Origin of the sequence: Acinetobacter sp. YH12105 (genome assembly GCF_013419095.1) — a bacterium.
Taxonomy (GTDB): Bacteria; Pseudomonadota; Gammaproteobacteria; order Pseudomonadales; family Moraxellaceae; genus Acinetobacter; species Acinetobacter pseudolwoffii.
The window spans coordinates 61936-78684 of the sequence record NZ_VPAU01000007.1; the positions used below are offsets into that span (position 1 = coordinate 61936).

Sequence of the window (16749 nt, forward strand, 5' to 3'; positions counted from 1 at the left end):
AAAAAACGCCCCAAGTTATATTGGAGCGTTTTCTTTTTAGCTTAATCCGAAGATTAGTCTAATGGTTGAACTTCTTCAGCTTGAAAGCCTTTTTGGCCTTTAACAACACTGAATTCAACGCGTTGACCATCACGAAGTGAACGGTGGCCGTCACCTTGGATAGCACGGAAATGAACAAATACGTCATCACCGCCGTTACGTTGAATAAAGCCGAAGCCTTTAGTATCGTTAAACCACTTAACTACGCCTTGTTCGCGAGCAGCTGTCATAAGTTAATCCTCATTGAAACTAAAAGAAGGACCACCCGGTGTTGCAAACAGCAGAGCAAACAAGTTTGAAAATATTATTTTTAAGCTTGTAATCATTCTGTAAAACTATCAACAAAATCCCGGTTACATCCATTTATGTAATAGGGTGAAAAACAATCACTTTGTTTATTCAAAGTCCCAAATACGCAACGAGCTTAACATGGGTTTATCACAATTAATAGATTTTTTTTAGCATGTTCTGTTTGATTTAGTTATTTTTTTCATGAAAATTGTCAAAAGACTTTATATCTTCTTTTAGATCCTGATTTTTATTAAAGCAGTTTGGTTCTATACGCTTCTTTGTTACTATTTATTGTCATTTTTTTGCTATATGTATGAAACCCTAATGTCGCAAAATCCACAGCAATATTGTCTTATCGATGCCATGGGAAAACCCTGCCCGATGCCGCTATTAATGTTAAAACGGGCACTAAAGGCCGGTAATCAGAAAACTTTCTTGCTCAAATCCTCTGATCCACATAGTCAGACGGATGTCAGCCGTTATTGCCAGATTCATCAACTCAAGCTTGAATCAAAAAAAGTTTCTGATTCAGAATTTCACTACTTGATTGAATCTTAAAAATTTTCAATTAAACTGTTTATCTTAGTTTCGTATACTTTTTTACATTTCTCTACCCAAATATCCATTATTTGCGGAGAGATTGGATTAAGATAAAACCTATGTTTAGGGTTATCCCGCATTTCAAGGAGAACACATGAGTGACAGCCGCAATCAGTTGATGCCCCTGTCATTATCGGCGCCAGGGGTCAACCTCGGTGCTTATATCAGCACTGTCAATCAGATTCCGATTTTAACGGCCGAACAAGAAAAAGAGTTGGCTGAACGCTATTACTATGACCAGGATTTAGATGCAGCAAAAATGCTGGTCATGTCACATTTGCGTTTTGTGGTGCATATTGCACGCAGTTATGCAGGTTATGGTCTGCCACAAGGCGACCTGATTCAGGAAGGCAACCTGGGTCTGATGAAAGCTGTAAAACGTTTTGACCCGAATATGGGCGTACGTTTGGTGTCATTTGCTGTGCACTGGATTAAGGCGGAAATTCATGAATATGTGATCCGTAACTGGCGTATTGTTAAAATCGCCACCACCAAAGCGCAACGTAAACTGTTTTTTAATCTGCGTAGCCTGAAAAAATCATCGAAAAAGTTGACCCTCGCAGAAGCACAGTCGATTGCCAATGATTTAAATGTCACACCAGAACAAGTTCTGGAGATGGAAGGCCGTTTGACGGCATATGATGCTGCTTTTGATGCTTCCGGCGATGACGATGATGAAGGTTCAACTTATGTTGCACCGGCTTTATATCTTGAAGATAACCGTTATGATCCGGCCCGTCTGATTGAAAATGAGGATTATGAGGAACAAAGTACCTCTGCTCTGCACGAAGCCATGGATCAGCTCGATGATCGTTCACGTAATATCTTGCAGCGCCGCTGGCTAGATGACGAGAAATCAACCCTGCATGAGCTGGCCGCCGAATATAACGTTTCTGCGGAACGTATTCGCCAACTCGAAAAAAATGCCATGGAAAAAATTAAAGTGGCGATGTCCTCCAATTAACACCAAATTCTGTTACTGATTTAATCTGAAAAAGCCTTCTTTGATGAAGGCTTTTTTATGTCCAAATTTTGAATTTATGCTAAGGTTGAGCGCAAACTTTATCAGGAAGATCAATTCAAATGTGGATTGCGATTTCAGCACTCAACTTGGCGCTTGCAGTGATGCTCGGTGCCTTTGGTGCACATGGTTTAAAAGCGCGCGCGACTGAAGCCCAGCTCGGCTGGTGGCAAACGGCAACGGATTATTTTTTCTATCATGCCTTAGGTTTGCTTATTCTGGCCTTGCTCGCGAAAGTCATTCCGACACTCCCGATTCAATGGAGTTTTTGGCTGATTCAGGTCGGTATTTTATTATTTTCTGGTTCACTGTATATCATGGCCTTGGGTTTACCACGTGGATTAGGCGCAATTACGCCAATTGGTGGTGCTTTAATGATTGCAGGATGGTTAATTCTGGCTTGGAATGCTTTAAAATACGCCAGATAAGTCTGAAAATCACTTAATCATGGAGGGTAGCTAGAATGATGATTTATATCAATGGCGAACAACAGGAAACTCACTGCAAGAATCTGCTGGAACTGATTCAGAGTATGGCGCTTGAGGGTAAGCGTTTTGCAGTTGAAGTCAATGAAATGATTATTCCTAAAAGCAAATTAGGCGATACGCCGATTTGCGATACAGACAAAATAGAAATTATTCACGCGGTCGGTGGCGGCTAATACTCGGGACAATTATGCAAGATTTATTACAGATTGGTTCACGCCAATTCCAGTCTCGCCTTTTGGTAGGCACAGGCAAATATAAAGATTTAAATGAAACTCAGCAAGCCATTCAAACCAGTGGCGCAGAGATTGTTACTGTCGCGATTCGTCGGGTCAATATTGGACAGCATCCAGATCAGCCGAATCTGCTGTCAGTCATTCCTCCGGAAAAATATACCATTTTGCCAAATACCGCAGGTTGTTTCGATGCCAATAGTGCCGTTCGCACCTGTATGCTGGCACGCGAACTCCTTGATGGCCATAATCTGGTCAAGCTTGAAGTTTTAGGCGATGAAAAGACCTTATATCCGAATGTGACCGAAACCCTGAAAGCTGCACGTACCTTGATTGACGATGGCTTTGAGATCATGGTCTATACTTCGGATGATCCAATCGTGGCGCAAGAACTGGAAAGCATGGGCTGTGTGGCAATTATGCCTTTGGGCAGCCTGATTGGTTCGGGCTTGGGAATTCTCAATCCACATACCCTGTCGATTATTAAAGAAAATGCCAAAGTGCCTGTACTGGTCGATGCCGGTGTTGGTACTGCAAGTGATGCCGCAATTGCGATGGAACTGGGCTGTGATGGTGTACTGATGAATACGGCGATTGCGGCTGCACAGAATCCGGTACTCATGGCCTCAGCCATGAAAAAAGCAGTCGAAGCTGGCCGTGAAGCTTTTCTGGCCGGCCGTATGCCACGCAAACGTATGGCCAATGCCAGCTCGCCGGAAACTGGTTATTTCTTTAAATAAATCTCATCGTAGTCAAAGGATTGTATGATTCTTTGACTATCATTTAGCTTTTACTCATCCTAAATTATCTATTTTTATAAATCAGCTCGACGGATTCAAGCTTTAATAAAGCATCAGGAAAAAGCAGCTCCCCCTGCAAGCCTGGCAATTCAATCTTGCTCCAGACCAGTTTATTACGTAAAGACAATGGAAGTTTCTCTGCAATAATCGTAGTGCAATAACGATGCGTCTCACCTCTTGATCCTAAAATAAATTGCTCTCCTACCTGCCTTGTTACGGCCCTAGCAATATCTTTTCTTTTATATGGCTCTAAACTGCTTTCTCTATAAACTGCCCACTTTTTTGCTCGTTTTGAGTCAATAAAATCACTGATATCTGATTGAATCACTTGATTTACATGTGAGGGATCATCATCTGTGGTCGCATGCACCACCAAAATATTCGGTTGAGTTTCTGCAATCACGCCAATATGTGAGTATTCACTCCCACTCAGTTTTTTGATTAAAAAACTTTCGTAACCCACCCCTTCCCGAACAATCCAATCACCCACTTGAAATGCGTGCTCGGGCATATAAATCTGTTTATCTTGCTTTATAGTATCTTGGGGGGGAAACCCAATAAAAAGGCAGATTAGAATAACTAATCTGCCCAAAATCAAACTAAACCGATTATAAATCAACTTTCCATTTATCTTCATTTTTGATAAGTTTTACTCGATCTGTTACAGAATTAGAGCCTTCATTTTTAAAGCTGACTCCGATAGTCACCCGTCCTTTTCCATTTGCTTCATCGATATTTTTGTCTACCACACTAATTTCTTTGACTCCGCCTTTACGTTCAGCTTGCTCTTTAGCCTTTGCCGCGCCAGCTTTTATTTTGCCTTGAATCATTTCTTCAGAACCTGCTTGGGCTTTAACATTTTCAGGTATATAAATATAAGAGAGCATTTTTTCTGAATCGCCTTTATAGGCTGCTGTAACATATTCTTGAGCTACATTTTCTGGATTTTTAACACTACTACATGCAACCAGCATTCCCGTTAAACCGAAACTTAATACTAAATTCAGTATTCTCTTCATCTTATTTATTCCAATAGCAATTATTAAATGAAAGTCAAAAAAAAAGCATAATAATTATGCTTTTTTTTAAATTTTATGGAATTAGACCTTCATCTCGCATTGCAATCTGTACAGACTGACGCTCTGCGACTTTATTGCGGATATGAATAATATTCTTATACGGACTTAAATCATGCTCAATATGATTCGACCAATTGGTCAACACAAACAGATAAGCATCGGCTGGGCCAAAGTTATCATCAACCAGATAGTCATTGTCTGATTCAGCAATCGCTTTATCGATATAACTTAATAGACGATCGACTTCTGCATAGGCTTTTTTCTTTTCATCATCGGATAACTTGCCACCAAAGAACACCGCATAAGCATCATGCAATTCTGAATTGAGATAACCCAGCCATTCCAGAACTTTGGCACGTCCCATTCCAGATGGTGGAATCAGATCTTGTTTTGGATCGTGTTGAGCCAGAAAAGGTAAAATGGCTACGTTTTCTGTCAGGATCAGACCAGGATTAATTTCTAAGGCTGGTACATAGCCTTTAGGATTAATTTCGTAATAATCCGTACCTTTCTCTGTTTTATGTGTTTTTAAATCAACACGTTCCAAATCAAAATCGACATTAATTTCATTTAAAATAATATGAGCTGCCAGTGAGCATGCACCCGGCGAATAGTAAAGCTTCATTTCTGATCCTTGTTATACACTTCTCTATGTTTTAAATCGCTTCTGTCAAACTTTCAAGTGATCAAACCTGTAAATTGCAAAAAAGCGTAACTGCCCCTCAGGACATTTACTCATTCAATATTCAGGAAATTAACGGCTTTTTCAAGCCCATCTCTGTAGATTTTTGACCGCATCTGTTTAAGATACCCAGGTTTTCCAAATTTAGATGATATTTCGTGATTAGCCTTAAAAAAGAAGAATGGTTTTCCAATGTTCGGACTGATGTACTCGCAGGTTTGGTGGTTGGACTGGCCTTGATTCCCGAGTCGATTGCCTTCTCTGCAATTGCTGGCGTCGATCCGCAGGTCGGTCTCTATGCTTCGTTTTGTATTGCTGTGACGATTGCTTTTTTTGGCGGCCGCCCTGCCATGATCTCAGCGGCTACGGGTGCGATGGCACTGCTGATGATTACGCTGGTAAAAGACCATGGACTGCAATATCTGCTGGTAGCGACTATTCTGACCGGAATTATTCAGGTCATTGCCGGTTATTTTAAAGTGGCCAAGTTGATGCGCTTTGTTTCGCAAGCTGTGGTGTATGGATTTTTGAATGCATTGGCAATTCTGATTTTTGTCGCACAGCTTCCCGAGATGCAAAAAATGGATGGGATGGGCTATCTGTTTATTGCCATGGGTCTGGCGATTATCTATCTATTTCCTTATCTGCCTAAAATTGGTAAAGCCATTCCTTCTCCGCTAATTTGCATCATCGTGCTGAGTGGACTGGCGCTGTTCTTGGGTACAGATATGCGAACCGTGAGTGATCTGGGGCAATTTCCGGACACCTTACCAGTGTTCCTGCTGCCGGAGATTCCGCTCAATCTGGAAACCCTACAAATTGTACTGCCTTATTCATTGACGCTGGCGACTGTCGGTTTGCTGGAAAGCATGATGACCACGACTGTAATTGATGAAGTCACCGGAACTGAAGGTGACCGTCATCAGGAATGTCGTGGTCAGGGTATGGCCAATATTGTCAGTGGTTTTATGGGTGGCATGGCCGGTTGTGCCATGATCGGTCAATCGATTATTAATGTGTCTTCCGGTGCACGAACCCGTTTATCGACGCTGATTGCCGGTGTATTTTTGCTGTGCCTGGTGGTGTTTCTGAAAGACTGGCTGGCTTATATTCCGATGGCGGCTTTGGTGGCGATTATGGTGATGGTCGCCTTTACCACTTTCCAGTGGGGTTCAGTCAAACAATTCAATAAACATCCGCTGGAATTTAATGTGGTTATGATTGCGGTGGTGCTGGTGGTTTTAGCCACCCATAATCTGGCACTGGGTGTATTTGTTGGCGTGCTACTTTCTGCCCTGTTCTTTATTAATAAACTGGAAAGAACCGTGCATGTATCTACCCATTTAAATTCAGCTCACTCCCGCAGCTATATTATTTCCGGACAGATTTTTTTCAGTAGTTCAGAAAAATTCTATCAGTTCTTTGACTTTAAAGAAAAGCTTGCACATGTCGAGCTGGATCTGACCCATGCACATATCTGGGATGTGACTTCAGTCAATATGCTGAATAACGTCATCCAGAAATTTAAAGCTCAAGGTATAGAGGTGACCGTGATTGGTTTAAATGAAGCCAGCAGCACCTTGATTGACCGTTTTAGTAGCTGAGGCATGATGATTAATAAAAGAGCCTCGCTTGGCTCTTTTATTGTATCTGGAAGATCTTGCCGATTTTTATGGAGAAATACCGAGAAAAGTTTGACTTGCTCGGCTCAGGACTTAAAATACCGCATTCTGAATTTTTAGATTTGCCAAAGTTATGTCGAACGATCAATTAGACCAGCAAGTCGTGGAGCTGGACAATTTAAGCGAGCACCGTGAAATCGTGACGTTTATGCGCCGCTCAATGCCGCTGAACACCTCTCAACGTACTGCGCTTGAACAATATGGTCACTTAATTTTGGAATATCCGGTGGGCGATTTACGTCAACACTTTGAACATCCGGAGCGTCCTTTAACGGTAGAAATCGGTTTTGGTATGGGTCGTTCTCTGGTGCTGATGGCCAAGGCCAATCCCGAGCGTAATTTTGTCGGGATTGAAGTTCATGTACCAGGCATTGCGCAGTGTGTCTATGAAGCAGGTATGGCCGGCGTAACCAACTTACGCGTACTGGATGCCGATGCGATTCAAGTGCTGCGTGAAATGCCGGACAATAGTATCAATACGGTTCAGCTTTACTTCCCTGATCCATGGCAGAAAAAACGTCATTTTAAACGCCGTTTTGTTTCACATGAACGTATGCCACTGGTTGAGCAAAAGCTGGAGCTGGGCGGCACCTTCCATGCTGCAACAGATTGGGAACCATATGCAGAATGGATGCTTGAAGTTTTGGAAGAACGTCCACGCCTGGAAAACCTCGCAGGTAAAGGCAACAGCTATCCTCGTCCTGACTGGCGTCCACAAACCAAGTTTGAGCGTCGCGGCATTGAAGCCGGTCACAAGATTAATGACTTTATCTTCAAGAAAATTTCTTAATCTAAGACTCACAAAAGCGCTGATTATTCAGCGCTTTTTTATAGAGAAAATTTGTCTTTGAACCCTGCTCTGTAGATAAATCATTAGCTTCTTCATTTTTGATGACGCGTGAGAATCTGCTGGCTCAACAACTGATAGACATTTTGTAAATCTGCTCGCTGCCGATTCGCCAGCATCTGCTGATGCATATTTAGGATATTTTGATCACCACGCATGGCGGGGCCAGTCTGCATTTGCCTTGGATCATTTTCGGTAGCTTTATGGGCAGTTTCTAGTATTAAGGGATACAGCAGACTGAAATCGACCTGCTCAGCATCTACAATCTGTTTGGCCATATCATAACAATAATTACTGAAATTACAGGCAAATACTGCGGCCAGATGCAAACTTAAGCGTTGTTCAGAGCTATAGTGATAGACTCTATTGCTTAGGCTATTTGCTAGATCATGCAGTTTTTCTTGATCTTCAGCATTATCCGCTTCAATAAATAAAGGCGTATTCGACCAGTCGATGTCACGTTCCAGACTAAAAGTCTGTAAAGGGTAAAATACACCTGAACGTGGGTGAACATCCTGCAAAACGTTTAAGTGGGTACTGCCAGAAGTATGTACGATCAACACATCAGGAAGATAGGCATGTACCTGCTCGATGACAGATCGAATGAATTGGTCACTGACGGCAATGATTAAAAGATCAATTTCGGAATGCAGTAATTCAGGAGCGTTGATCGCCTGAGCCTTAAATTTAGATGCCAGCTGTTCTGCCTTGGCAAAACTGCGGCTATAGATTTGTACAAGCTCATGCTGTCCATTTAAGCCTTGGGCAAGATGAAAGGCAACTCGACCTGCCCCAATAATACTAATCCGCATCTGCTGATCTTCCTGAATAATTGCGCACAGCATGCCAATAAAAAAAGGACGAAGCAATTCGTCCTTTTGTGTAAATCAGATTTTAAAATTTACGTAAGGTTAAAATCTGCTCACTGCGACCAAAAGGCCCATGAAGATCATGTAAAATTCCACTGGTTAAACCAATGCCATCTTCACCATATTGCTGTAGCACTTCTAGTCCTAGCCATGTGCCTTTAGGTAAACGATGCAAATGAATCTGCAAATCCAGATTTGGGAAACCCCATCCCGCATTTGGATCCTGACGCGGCACCACGCCATTGGCTGTATCCACCATTCCCATCAAACGGCTAAAGTCGCTGGTCATCTGACCTTCTACCATTTCCAGGGCATTGGATAACCAGACAATACCTTTGCCCGCACGATGATCGACATGGGCACGGGTATTAATACTTTGAATATAACCACCTGGCCAGCAGCGCATCCCTTCCCACACCGGCAGGTCTTCAGGGTGCTGAACCGGAAAATCTTCCAGACCAGCGATCGCACGGGTATCCGAAGTCATCATTTTCCAGGCACGTGCCACAATACAGGTTTTCCCGTTGGCACACATTTCTGCTTCAATAAGCTCGATGGTTTTACCCGGACGAATCATGCGCGTAGTAATGGAAAATTCACCAAAAGCAATCAGTCCAAAGATATCCAGACTCACCCGGCCAATGCGCATCTCTGCACGTGGCTGAAACTGTTCCAGTTCTGCACAAATAATGCCAGTCGCGGGCGCCATATGCTGCTCATGCGGATTCCATGCACCTTGCGCATGAATATTAGATTCATAATAAGCAGTGCTGCTGCCATCGGCATGCTGTTCGCGGTTGATGAAACGATAGTAGGCTGACATTGTTTTTACACTTCCTTGAATCTTATATTTAAATTTCTAGTTAACTGTTTCAGTTAGCTATGCTTATTTCTGTATAAAAAAACCATAATAATTCATGATTTGACAGTAAATTTTGCTATGTTTAAATCCGACTTTGGTTAAAAGCGCTGCTAAATCTTGGGCAGAGATTAAATGAAAATCCTGCTGTAATCGTTCAATCATTTTTTCGCTTTGTTGAATACTGAGTCCTGTCTGCTGTGCCATTTTTTGCAAGATTTTTAATGCAGTTTCATTTTCAGGTTGCATCAAGTCATAGGTTAACAGGATTCCATCGGTCTTAAGACTATCGGATATATCCTGAAAAAATTCAGCTTTATTTTCTGATGGAATAAAATGTGCCACCAAAATTGCTAGAGCCGCATCGAACTGATTATCTTGATTTAAGCTTTGTGTATCTGTCTGAATAAAACGAATCCGCTGCGATTCCAGGCCTAACCCAATATTTTTCTGCGCCTGTTCCAGCATAGTCGCCGATGGATCAATTGCAGTAAATATCCAGTTTGGGTGGCGTTGCAACAGATAAGATAGCTCATAGCCTGTCCCGCAACCAACCACCAATATATGGGCAATTTCGGGTAAATGAGTGGTTAGAATGGCATCAATTTGCTGATGTACCAGTTCATAGCCGGGAATCAGTTTACGGATGTGCTCATCATAATTAGCGACGACGAGTTCACTATGGAAGTTTTTTGCCATATTTTCACTTTACCTCACACCATTCAACAGACTAAAGAGCATTCGGTTTATCAGTTATTACAATATTGATAAAGATTCCATCTAAAGGTTTTAAATTTTCGACCATTATCCTAAATCTAATCACATGACAGGCGACATGAATGTCGCCATTTTGCTGAAGGAGATGGATGTCCCTTCAGCAAAATAAAGGGCTTTTGTTTATTTTGGCCCATCAAAAGTCAAAGCATGGCCTACACGTTAAAATCAAAATCTTTCTTTCTAAGTGAGGCTGTGCAGATCTTTCGCTTTTTCTTAATAGTTTCTCTTCAACTTTTTTTAATGATAAAAAAGTTGAAGAATTCACCAATCTCAAAAACTAAACAATACTTAAGCTATTTCCTTTAAGTTCAACTCTTCACGCATAAATTCACGCAATTTAAACTTCTGCGCCTTACCGGAAGCTGTCATCGGGAACTCATGGAAGAAACGCACATAGCGCGGCACTTTATTGTGTGAGATATGCTCGGCACAATACTGGCGAATAGTTTCTTCAGTACACGGATCGTTTTCATGCAAAATGATGCAGGCACAGAGTTCTTCACCATACTTATGATCTGGTACACCAATCACCTGAACATCTGAAACTGCAGGATAGGTATAAAGGAAGTCTTCAATTTCTTTGGGGAACAGGTTTTCACCGCCACGAATGACGACATCCTTGATTCGCCCCTTGATTTTGACAAAGCCTTCATCATCCATTTCAGCAATATCACCCGTATGCATCCAGCGCGCATTATCAATTACTTCTGCAGTTTTATCCTGATCTTCCCAATAACCAAGCATCACCGAATAACCACGCACACAGAGTTCACCGAGTTGTCCGCGCGGCACCACCTTGCCATCTTCATCGACAATTTTCACTTCCAGATGCGGATGTACCCGGCCGACTGTCGTAACACGCTGTTCAATAGAGTCTGCGGTAGAGCTTTGCGCACTGACCGGTGCGGTTTCAGTCATGCCATAACAGATGGTAATGTCTGACATATGCATCCGGTCAATCACACGCTGCATAATTTCCTGTGGACATGGACTGCCGGCCATAATACCGGTACGCAAACTGCTCAGATCAAATTCATCAAACTGTTCATGCTCAAGAATGGCAATAAACATGGTCGGCACCCCATAAGCCGCCGTACATTTTTCTTGTTGAATGGCTTTGAGGGTTTCCAGAGGATTGAAAACGGCAGATGGATAAATCATGGCTGAACCATGGGTAATACAGGCCAGATTTCCCATCACCATACCAAAGCAGTGGAACAGTGGTACCGAAATACAAACCCGATCTTCTGGACTTAAATGAATGGCTTCACCGACAAAATAGCCATTATTTAAAATATTGTTATGGGTCAACATAGTACCTTTCGGATTCCCCGTTGTACCCGAGGTGAACTGAATATTGATGGTTTCATCAAACTGCAATTCACTCGAAACTTGCTGCAATTTTTCTAAGGCGTTTGCGCTCGGTTCCACCAATAAGTCCTGAAAACGATGTAGACCCGCATGTTCCTGTTCATCAATTTTAATCACATGCTTCAAATGCGGCAGACGCTCTGCATTGAGTAATTTACTTTCAGTCTGCATTAGCTCAGGAGCAATTTTAGTCAGAATTTCCTGATAGTCAGTGGTTTTAAACTGCGCTGCAATCACCAGTCCCTTACAGGAGACCTTGTTTAAGACATATTCCAGTTCATTACTTTTATAAGCTGGATTCAAATTCACCAGAATAATCCCGGCCTTAAATGCAGCAAACTGGGTAATGGTCCATTCCACACAGTTCGGCGACCAGATGGCCAGACGGTCACCTTTTTCCAGGCCCAGTTTCTGCAAACTACAGGCAAAAGCATTCACTTGCTGCTGCAACTGCTGATAGCTCAGACGCACATTCTGGTGCAAGCTGACGATTGCATCAGAATATGCATACTGTTCGCATGCCTGATCAAATTTTTCGCCAATTGTCATGCCCAATAAGGGTTGGCTGCTTGTTCCGTAGGCATAGCTTAACCGTACTTGTGTCATTGAATCGATCTCCTTGATTCTTTGTAATTCTGATTTTCAACTCTATTAATTGTTTTTTGACCACGACAACCCTGTCTTCCTGCCTGTTTTTTTGTGTTTTATGCTCCTGCTACTCCCTCCTGTCGACGTACTGCGTTGACACAAAAATCGGCAATCTGTTTGACAAAGTGATCCTTATAATTTTGATCAAACCTGATATTCCGAGATGGATTCAAAGGTTCAATTACCACAAAGGTCATGGAACCAACCACACCCAGCGCTGCGGTATTTAAATCTTCAAATTCAAACTCGCCATTGACTTTTCCTTCAGCCAAAATTTCCTTAATGCTTTGCTTGATTAGCTGTTTACTGTGAAAACGCTCATGTTCCATTTCCGGATCGACCGGTTCGAACATCAGCGAATACGCCAACTGGGGGCTGTTCATGGCTCGCTTCACAAAAGTTGTAACAGATTTTTGCAATTTCTGTTTTGGCGATAAATCCGAGGCAGCAATGTGATTTAAAATCTCAATCTCAAGCCGAATTGCTTCTGACAAAACCTGAATCAAAATCTGATTCTTGTTTTCGAAATATCGATATACCAAGCCTGTAGAAACGCCTGCACGTTCTGCAATCGCCTGAATCGACGCCTCTTTAAAGCCCCCTTGAGTAATCAGCTCACGAGCAGATTGCAAGATCGCCAAGCGATTTTGCTCCATTCGTTCCTGCATCAATGATGATCTTTTATAACTCATAAAATTAATCTCAACAAGATAAAATGAATTGTAAATCATTTTGTGAATATTGATTCACTTTTTTAAATTTTCGATGTATGTTAAATAACAAGCACAACAAAAATGCTTTTTTGGATACAACAAATAGAACCACAGGATGGATGAACAATGAATTTACAAAGCTTGGATTTCGGTTTGGACGAAACACTTATTGCACTTCGTGATTCAGTGGCTGCATTTTGCGCCAAGGAAATTGCTCCAATTGCTCAACAAGTGGACCGTGACAATGAATTCCCTGCTCACCTTTGGAAAAAATTTGGCGAGATGGGCCTGCTCGGTCTGACGGTCAGTGAGGAATATGGCGGTTCAAATTTCGGTTATCTGGCGCACATCATTGCCATGCAGGAAATTTCCCGCGCTTCAGCATCGATTGGTTTGTCCTATGGCGCACATTCTAACCTATGTGTAAACCAGATTAAGCGTAATGGCAGTGAAGAACAGAAACAGCGCTATCTGCCTAAACTGGTATCTGGTGATTATGTCGGTGCATTGGCCATGTCCGAACCCAATGCCGGATCCGATGTGGTCAGTATGAAACTCAAAGCTGAAGACAAAGGTGATCATTACCTGCTGAATGGTTCGAAAATGTGGATCACCAATGGCGGCGATGCCGATGTACTGGTGGTCTACGCAAAAACCGATTTACAAGCCGGTGCCAAAGGCATGACCGCTTTTCTGGTTGAAAAAAATATGCCGGGGTTTAGTCACGGTACGCACCTAGACAAACTCGGCATGCGTGGCTCAAACACTTATCCACTATTTTTTGACAATGTCGCAGTGCCCAAAGAAAACGTGCTCGGCGGTGTCGGCAATGGCACCAAAGTGCTGATGAGCGGTCTGGACTATGAACGTGCTGTTTTAAGTGCAGGCCCACTCGGCATTATGGATGCCTGTATGGATACCGTGATTCCGTATATTCATGACCGTAAACAGTTTGGTCAGGCGCTGGGTGAATTCCAGTTGATGCAGGGCAAAATTGCTGACATGTATTCAACCTGGCTGGCCTGTAAAGCCCTAGTCTATGCAGTTGGCGCAGAATGTGACAAGGCAGAGCATAGCCGTAGCCTTCGTAAAGATGCCGCCAGTGCGATTTTATATGCAGCTGAAAAAGCCACCTGGATGGCGGGCGAAACCATTCAAACCTTGGGTGGCAACGGTTATATCAACGAGTTTGCTGCGGGACGTCTATGGCGTGATGCCAAACTGTATGAAATTGGCGCAGGCACTTCAGAAATTCGCCGCATGCTGATTGGCCGCGAACTGTTTAATGAAACTGCCTAAAAAATAAATCACAAGAATAGACAAGGATGTTCGGCATGAATCAATTAAAGAGCAAAATTAATATTCGCAGCGACGAATTTAAAAACAACCAGGCGGCGATGCAAAATCTGGTCGGAGACCTGAAACAGAAAGTCCAAAAAATTGCCTTGGGTGGGGGTGAAACTGCCCGTCAAAAACATTTGGATCGCGGTAAATTATTGGCCAGAGAACGTATTGATCATCTGATTGATCCTGGTACGGCATTTATTGAAATTGGACAACTGGCTGCCTATCAGGTCTATCAGGACGATGTGCCTGCTGCGGGTGTGGTCGCTGGCGTTGGTCAGGTCAATGGCGTGACCTGCATGATCATTGCCAATGATGCGACTGTTAAAGGTGGCACTTATTATCCATTGACCGTGAAAAAACATTTACGTGCTCAGGAAATTGCCGAGCAGAATCATTTGACCTGTATTTATCTGGTCGATTCTGGCGGTGCCTATTTGCCGCTACAAGATGAAGTCTTCCCGGATCGTGATCACTTCGGACGTATTTTCTATAATCAGGCGCGTATGTCGAGCCAAGGCATTGCCCAGATTGCCGTGGTAATGGGCAGTTGTACGGCGGGTGGTGCCTATGTGCCTGCCATGTCGGATGAAACGATTATTGTGCGCAATCAGGGAACCATTTTCCTCGGTGGCCCGCCACTGGTCAAAGCAGCAACCGGTGAAGTGGTTTCCAGTGAAGACCTTGGTGGTGGTGATGTGCATACCCGCCTCTCCGGTGTAGCCGATCATCTGGCTGAAAATGACCAGCATGCCCTGGAAATTGCCCGCAATATTGTGGCCAATTTAAATAAAAAACCAAATCCGTTGCCTGAACATGTGGAAGCACCTTTGTTTGATGCTTCAGAGCTATACGGTATCGTGCCAACAGATTCGCGTAAACCTTTTGATGTCCGTGAAGTGATTGCCCGGATTGTCGATGGTTCGCGTTTTGATGAATTTAAGGCTCGATTTGGTACCACTCTGATTACCGGATTTGCCAGCCTATACGGTATGCCAGTCGGGATTATTGCCAATAACGGCATTCTGTTTTCCGAATCTGCACAAAAAGGTGCGCATTTTATTGAACTTTGCTGTCAGCGCAATATTCCGCTGCTGTTTATTCAGAATATCACTGGCTTTATGGTCGGTCGCCAGTATGAAAATGAAGGCATTGCCAAAAATGGCGCCAAACTGGTGATGGCTGTGGCCAATGCCAATGTGCCTAAACTGACCATGGTGATTGGCGGCTCATTTGGTGCCGGCAACTATGGTATGTGTGGCCGCGCGTATTCACCACGCTTTATGTGGACTTGGCCAAACTCACGTATTTCAGTGATGGGCGGTGAACAGGCATCGAGCGTACTGTCGACCTTAAAACGTGATCAGATTGAAGCCAAAGGCGCTAACTGGTCTGCGGAAGAAGAAGACCAGTTTAAACAGCCAATTCGTGATCAGTACGAACGCCAAGGTCATCCTTATTATGCCTCTGCACGTTTATGGGATGACGGTGTCATTGACCCTGCCCAGTCTCGTGAAGTGTTAGGTCTTAGTTTAGCTGCGGCACTGAATGCGCCAATCCAGCCGACCAAGTTTGGCGTGTTCCGCATGTAAGAGGTGAAAAAAATGACATATCAATTTTTACAGCTCGAACAGCAAAATCAAGTGGCAACTGTCTGGATTAATCGCGCTGAACTGCACAATGCCTTTAATACTCAGGTCATTGAAGAATTGTATCGCTGCTTCCAATCTTTAAATAGCCGTGATGATGTACGTGTGGTGATTCTGGCAGGGCGCGGCAAAAGCTTTTCGGCTGGTGCCGATCTGAACTGGATGAAACAGGCCGGTCAGGCTTCTCAAGCAGACAACGAAGCAGATGCATTAAAACTGGCGAAAATGCTGCAAAGCCTAGCGACTTTAAAGCAGCCAACCATCGCCCGGGTGCATGGCATTGCTTTTGGCGGTGGTATGGGTCTGGCATCAGCTTGTGATATTTGCGTGGCCAGTACCGATGCCAAGTTTGCCACCTCTGAAGTACGCTTGGGTCTGGCACCTTCGACCATCAGCCCGTATGTGATTCGTGCGATTGGTGCGCGTCAGGCTTCACGTTATTTCCTGACCGCCGAGCGAATTTCTGCGGAACAGGCCAAAACCATTGGACTGGCGCATGAAGTCACTCCACCGGAACAGCTCGACAGCAAAATTGATGAAATTGTGGAAGCCCTGTTACTCGGTGGCCCTGCTGCACAAAATTCCTCAAAACAACTGATTCAACTGGTCGACCAACAGGTTTTGACCGAAGATTTACTTCTTAAAACAGCACAGCATATTGCCCATATTCGCCAGGGAGATGAGGCGAAAAATGGACTGAATGCATTTTTAAACAAACAAAGCCCGGCCTGGATCAAGACCACGGCATAACAACAAGAAG

At 43.4% G+C, this 16749-nt stretch carries 19 protein-coding genes; 10 read left to right on the forward strand and 9 right to left on the reverse strand.

Translation table 11 applies throughout. From position 1 onward, the window contains the following. Positions 1 to 53: 53 nt before the first annotated feature. Positions 54 to 269 (reverse strand): cold-shock protein, encoded by a 216-nt coding sequence (locus FTU44_RS07590; protein ID WP_004280099.1) that lies wholly within the window; start codon positions 267 to 269, stop codon positions 54 to 56. 385 nt (positions 270 to 654) lie between these two features. On the opposite strand from FTU44_RS07590, the gene FTU44_RS07595 reads away from it, so the two are divergent. The 5 genes from FTU44_RS07595 to FTU44_RS07615 all read left to right on the forward strand — a co-directional run bounded on the left by FTU44_RS07595 (position 655) and on the right by FTU44_RS07615 (position 3409). Continuing rightward, positions 655 to 888 (forward strand): sulfurtransferase TusA family protein, encoded by a 234-nt coding sequence (locus tag FTU44_RS07595; protein ID WP_180049988.1) that lies wholly within the window; start codon positions 655 to 657, stop codon positions 886 to 888. 136 nt (positions 889 to 1024) lie between these two features. Continuing rightward, positions 1025 to 1894, forward strand: a complete 870-nt coding sequence (gene rpoH / locus FTU44_RS07600) for an RNA polymerase sigma factor RpoH (protein WP_005096567.1) — start codon at positions 1025 to 1027, stop codon at positions 1892 to 1894. Positions 1895 to 2013: 119 nt separating this feature from the next. Beyond that, positions 2014 to 2379 (forward strand): DUF423 domain-containing protein, encoded by a 366-nt coding sequence (locus FTU44_RS07605; RefSeq protein ID WP_005096565.1) that lies wholly within the window; start codon positions 2014 to 2016, stop codon positions 2377 to 2379. A 35-nt stretch (positions 2380 to 2414) separates the two neighbouring features. Then, entirely contained in the window at positions 2415 to 2612 is a 198-nt protein-coding gene (gene thiS / locus FTU44_RS07610) for a sulfur carrier protein ThiS (protein WP_100329788.1), read from the forward strand. A 14-nt stretch (positions 2613 to 2626) separates the two neighbouring features. Next, positions 2627 to 3409, forward strand: coding sequence for a thiazole synthase (locus FTU44_RS07615; protein ID WP_100329789.1), 783 nt, complete (start codon positions 2627 to 2629; stop codon positions 3407 to 3409). Positions 3410 to 3473: 64 nt separating this feature from the next. Here FTU44_RS07615 and FTU44_RS07620 read toward each other — a convergent pair whose 3' ends face one another. From FTU44_RS07620 to FTU44_RS07630, 3 genes are all read right to left on the reverse strand, one after another. Next, on the reverse strand, positions 3474 to 3980 hold the full coding sequence (locus FTU44_RS07620; protein WP_157797502.1) for a YiiX/YebB-like N1pC/P60 family cysteine hydrolase: 507 nt from the start codon (positions 3978 to 3980) through the stop codon (positions 3474 to 3476). Positions 3981 to 4077: 97 nt separating this feature from the next. Further along, complete coding sequence (locus FTU44_RS07625) at positions 4078 to 4488, reverse strand: DUF4878 domain-containing protein (protein ID WP_100329791.1); 411 nt, start codon at positions 4486 to 4488, stop codon at positions 4078 to 4080. A 73-nt stretch (positions 4489 to 4561) separates the two neighbouring features. Further along, the gene (locus FTU44_RS07630) at positions 4562 to 5173 is read right to left on the reverse strand and encodes a glutathione binding-like protein (protein WP_005171574.1); all 612 of its coding nucleotides are present in this window, start codon (positions 5171 to 5173) and stop codon (positions 4562 to 4564) included. Positions 5174 to 5388: 215 nt separating this feature from the next. Between FTU44_RS07630 and FTU44_RS07635 the strand changes: the two genes are divergently transcribed. Next, positions 5389 to 6834, forward strand: coding sequence for a SulP family inorganic anion transporter (locus FTU44_RS07635; protein ID WP_180049990.1), 1446 nt, complete (start codon positions 5389 to 5391; stop codon positions 6832 to 6834). 151 nt (positions 6835 to 6985) lie between these two features. Further along, the gene (gene trmB, locus FTU44_RS07640) at positions 6986 to 7702 is read left to right on the forward strand and encodes a tRNA (guanosine(46)-N7)-methyltransferase TrmB (RefSeq protein WP_100355085.1); all 717 of its coding nucleotides are present in this window, start codon (positions 6986 to 6988) and stop codon (positions 7700 to 7702) included. Positions 7703 to 7794: 92 nt separating this feature from the next. Here trmB and FTU44_RS07645 read toward each other — a convergent pair whose 3' ends face one another. The 5 genes from FTU44_RS07645 to FTU44_RS07665 all read right to left on the reverse strand — a co-directional run bounded on the left by FTU44_RS07645 (position 7795) and on the right by FTU44_RS07665 (position 12975). After that, on the reverse strand, positions 7795 to 8571 hold the full coding sequence (locus tag FTU44_RS07645) for a Rossmann-like and DUF2520 domain-containing protein (protein WP_159138064.1): 777 nt from the start codon (positions 8569 to 8571) through the stop codon (positions 7795 to 7797). An 82-nt stretch (positions 8572 to 8653) separates the two neighbouring features. Next, positions 8654 to 9451, reverse strand: a complete 798-nt coding sequence (locus FTU44_RS07650; protein WP_180049992.1) for a thioesterase family protein — start codon at positions 9449 to 9451, stop codon at positions 8654 to 8656. Between the two features lie 63 nt (positions 9452 to 9514). Beyond that, positions 9515 to 10186, reverse strand: coding sequence for a class I SAM-dependent methyltransferase (locus FTU44_RS07655; RefSeq protein ID WP_180049994.1), 672 nt, complete (start codon positions 10184 to 10186; stop codon positions 9515 to 9517). 366 nt (positions 10187 to 10552) lie between these two features. Then, positions 10553 to 12241 (reverse strand): AMP-binding protein, encoded by a 1689-nt coding sequence (locus FTU44_RS07660; RefSeq protein ID WP_180049996.1) that lies wholly within the window; start codon positions 12239 to 12241, stop codon positions 10553 to 10555. A gap of 98 nt (positions 12242 to 12339) precedes the next feature. After that, positions 12340 to 12975 carry a TetR/AcrR family transcriptional regulator gene (locus tag FTU44_RS07665; protein WP_035337915.1) on the reverse strand — a complete coding sequence of 212 codons (636 nt, stop codon included), beginning with the start codon at positions 12973 to 12975 and terminating at the stop codon, positions 12340 to 12342. A gap of 147 nt (positions 12976 to 13122) precedes the next feature. Here FTU44_RS07665 and FTU44_RS07670 point away from each other — a divergent pair, with 147 nt between their 5' ends. From FTU44_RS07670 to FTU44_RS07680, 3 genes are read left to right on the forward strand one after another with little or no spacing between them, the layout of a single operon-like run. Continuing rightward, complete coding sequence (locus tag FTU44_RS07670) at positions 13123 to 14295, forward strand: isovaleryl-CoA dehydrogenase (RefSeq protein ID WP_005096545.1); 1173 nt, start codon at positions 13123 to 13125, stop codon at positions 14293 to 14295. 35 nt (positions 14296 to 14330) lie between these two features. Then, on the forward strand, positions 14331 to 15932 hold the full coding sequence (locus tag FTU44_RS07675; protein WP_180049998.1) for a carboxyl transferase domain-containing protein: 1602 nt from the start codon (positions 14331 to 14333) through the stop codon (positions 15930 to 15932). Positions 15933 to 15944: 12 nt separating this feature from the next. Next, positions 15945 to 16739 carry an enoyl-CoA hydratase/isomerase family protein gene (locus FTU44_RS07680; RefSeq protein ID WP_074382975.1) on the forward strand — a complete coding sequence of 265 codons (795 nt, stop codon included), beginning with the start codon at positions 15945 to 15947 and terminating at the stop codon, positions 16737 to 16739. Positions 16740 to 16749 lie beyond the last annotated feature (10 nt).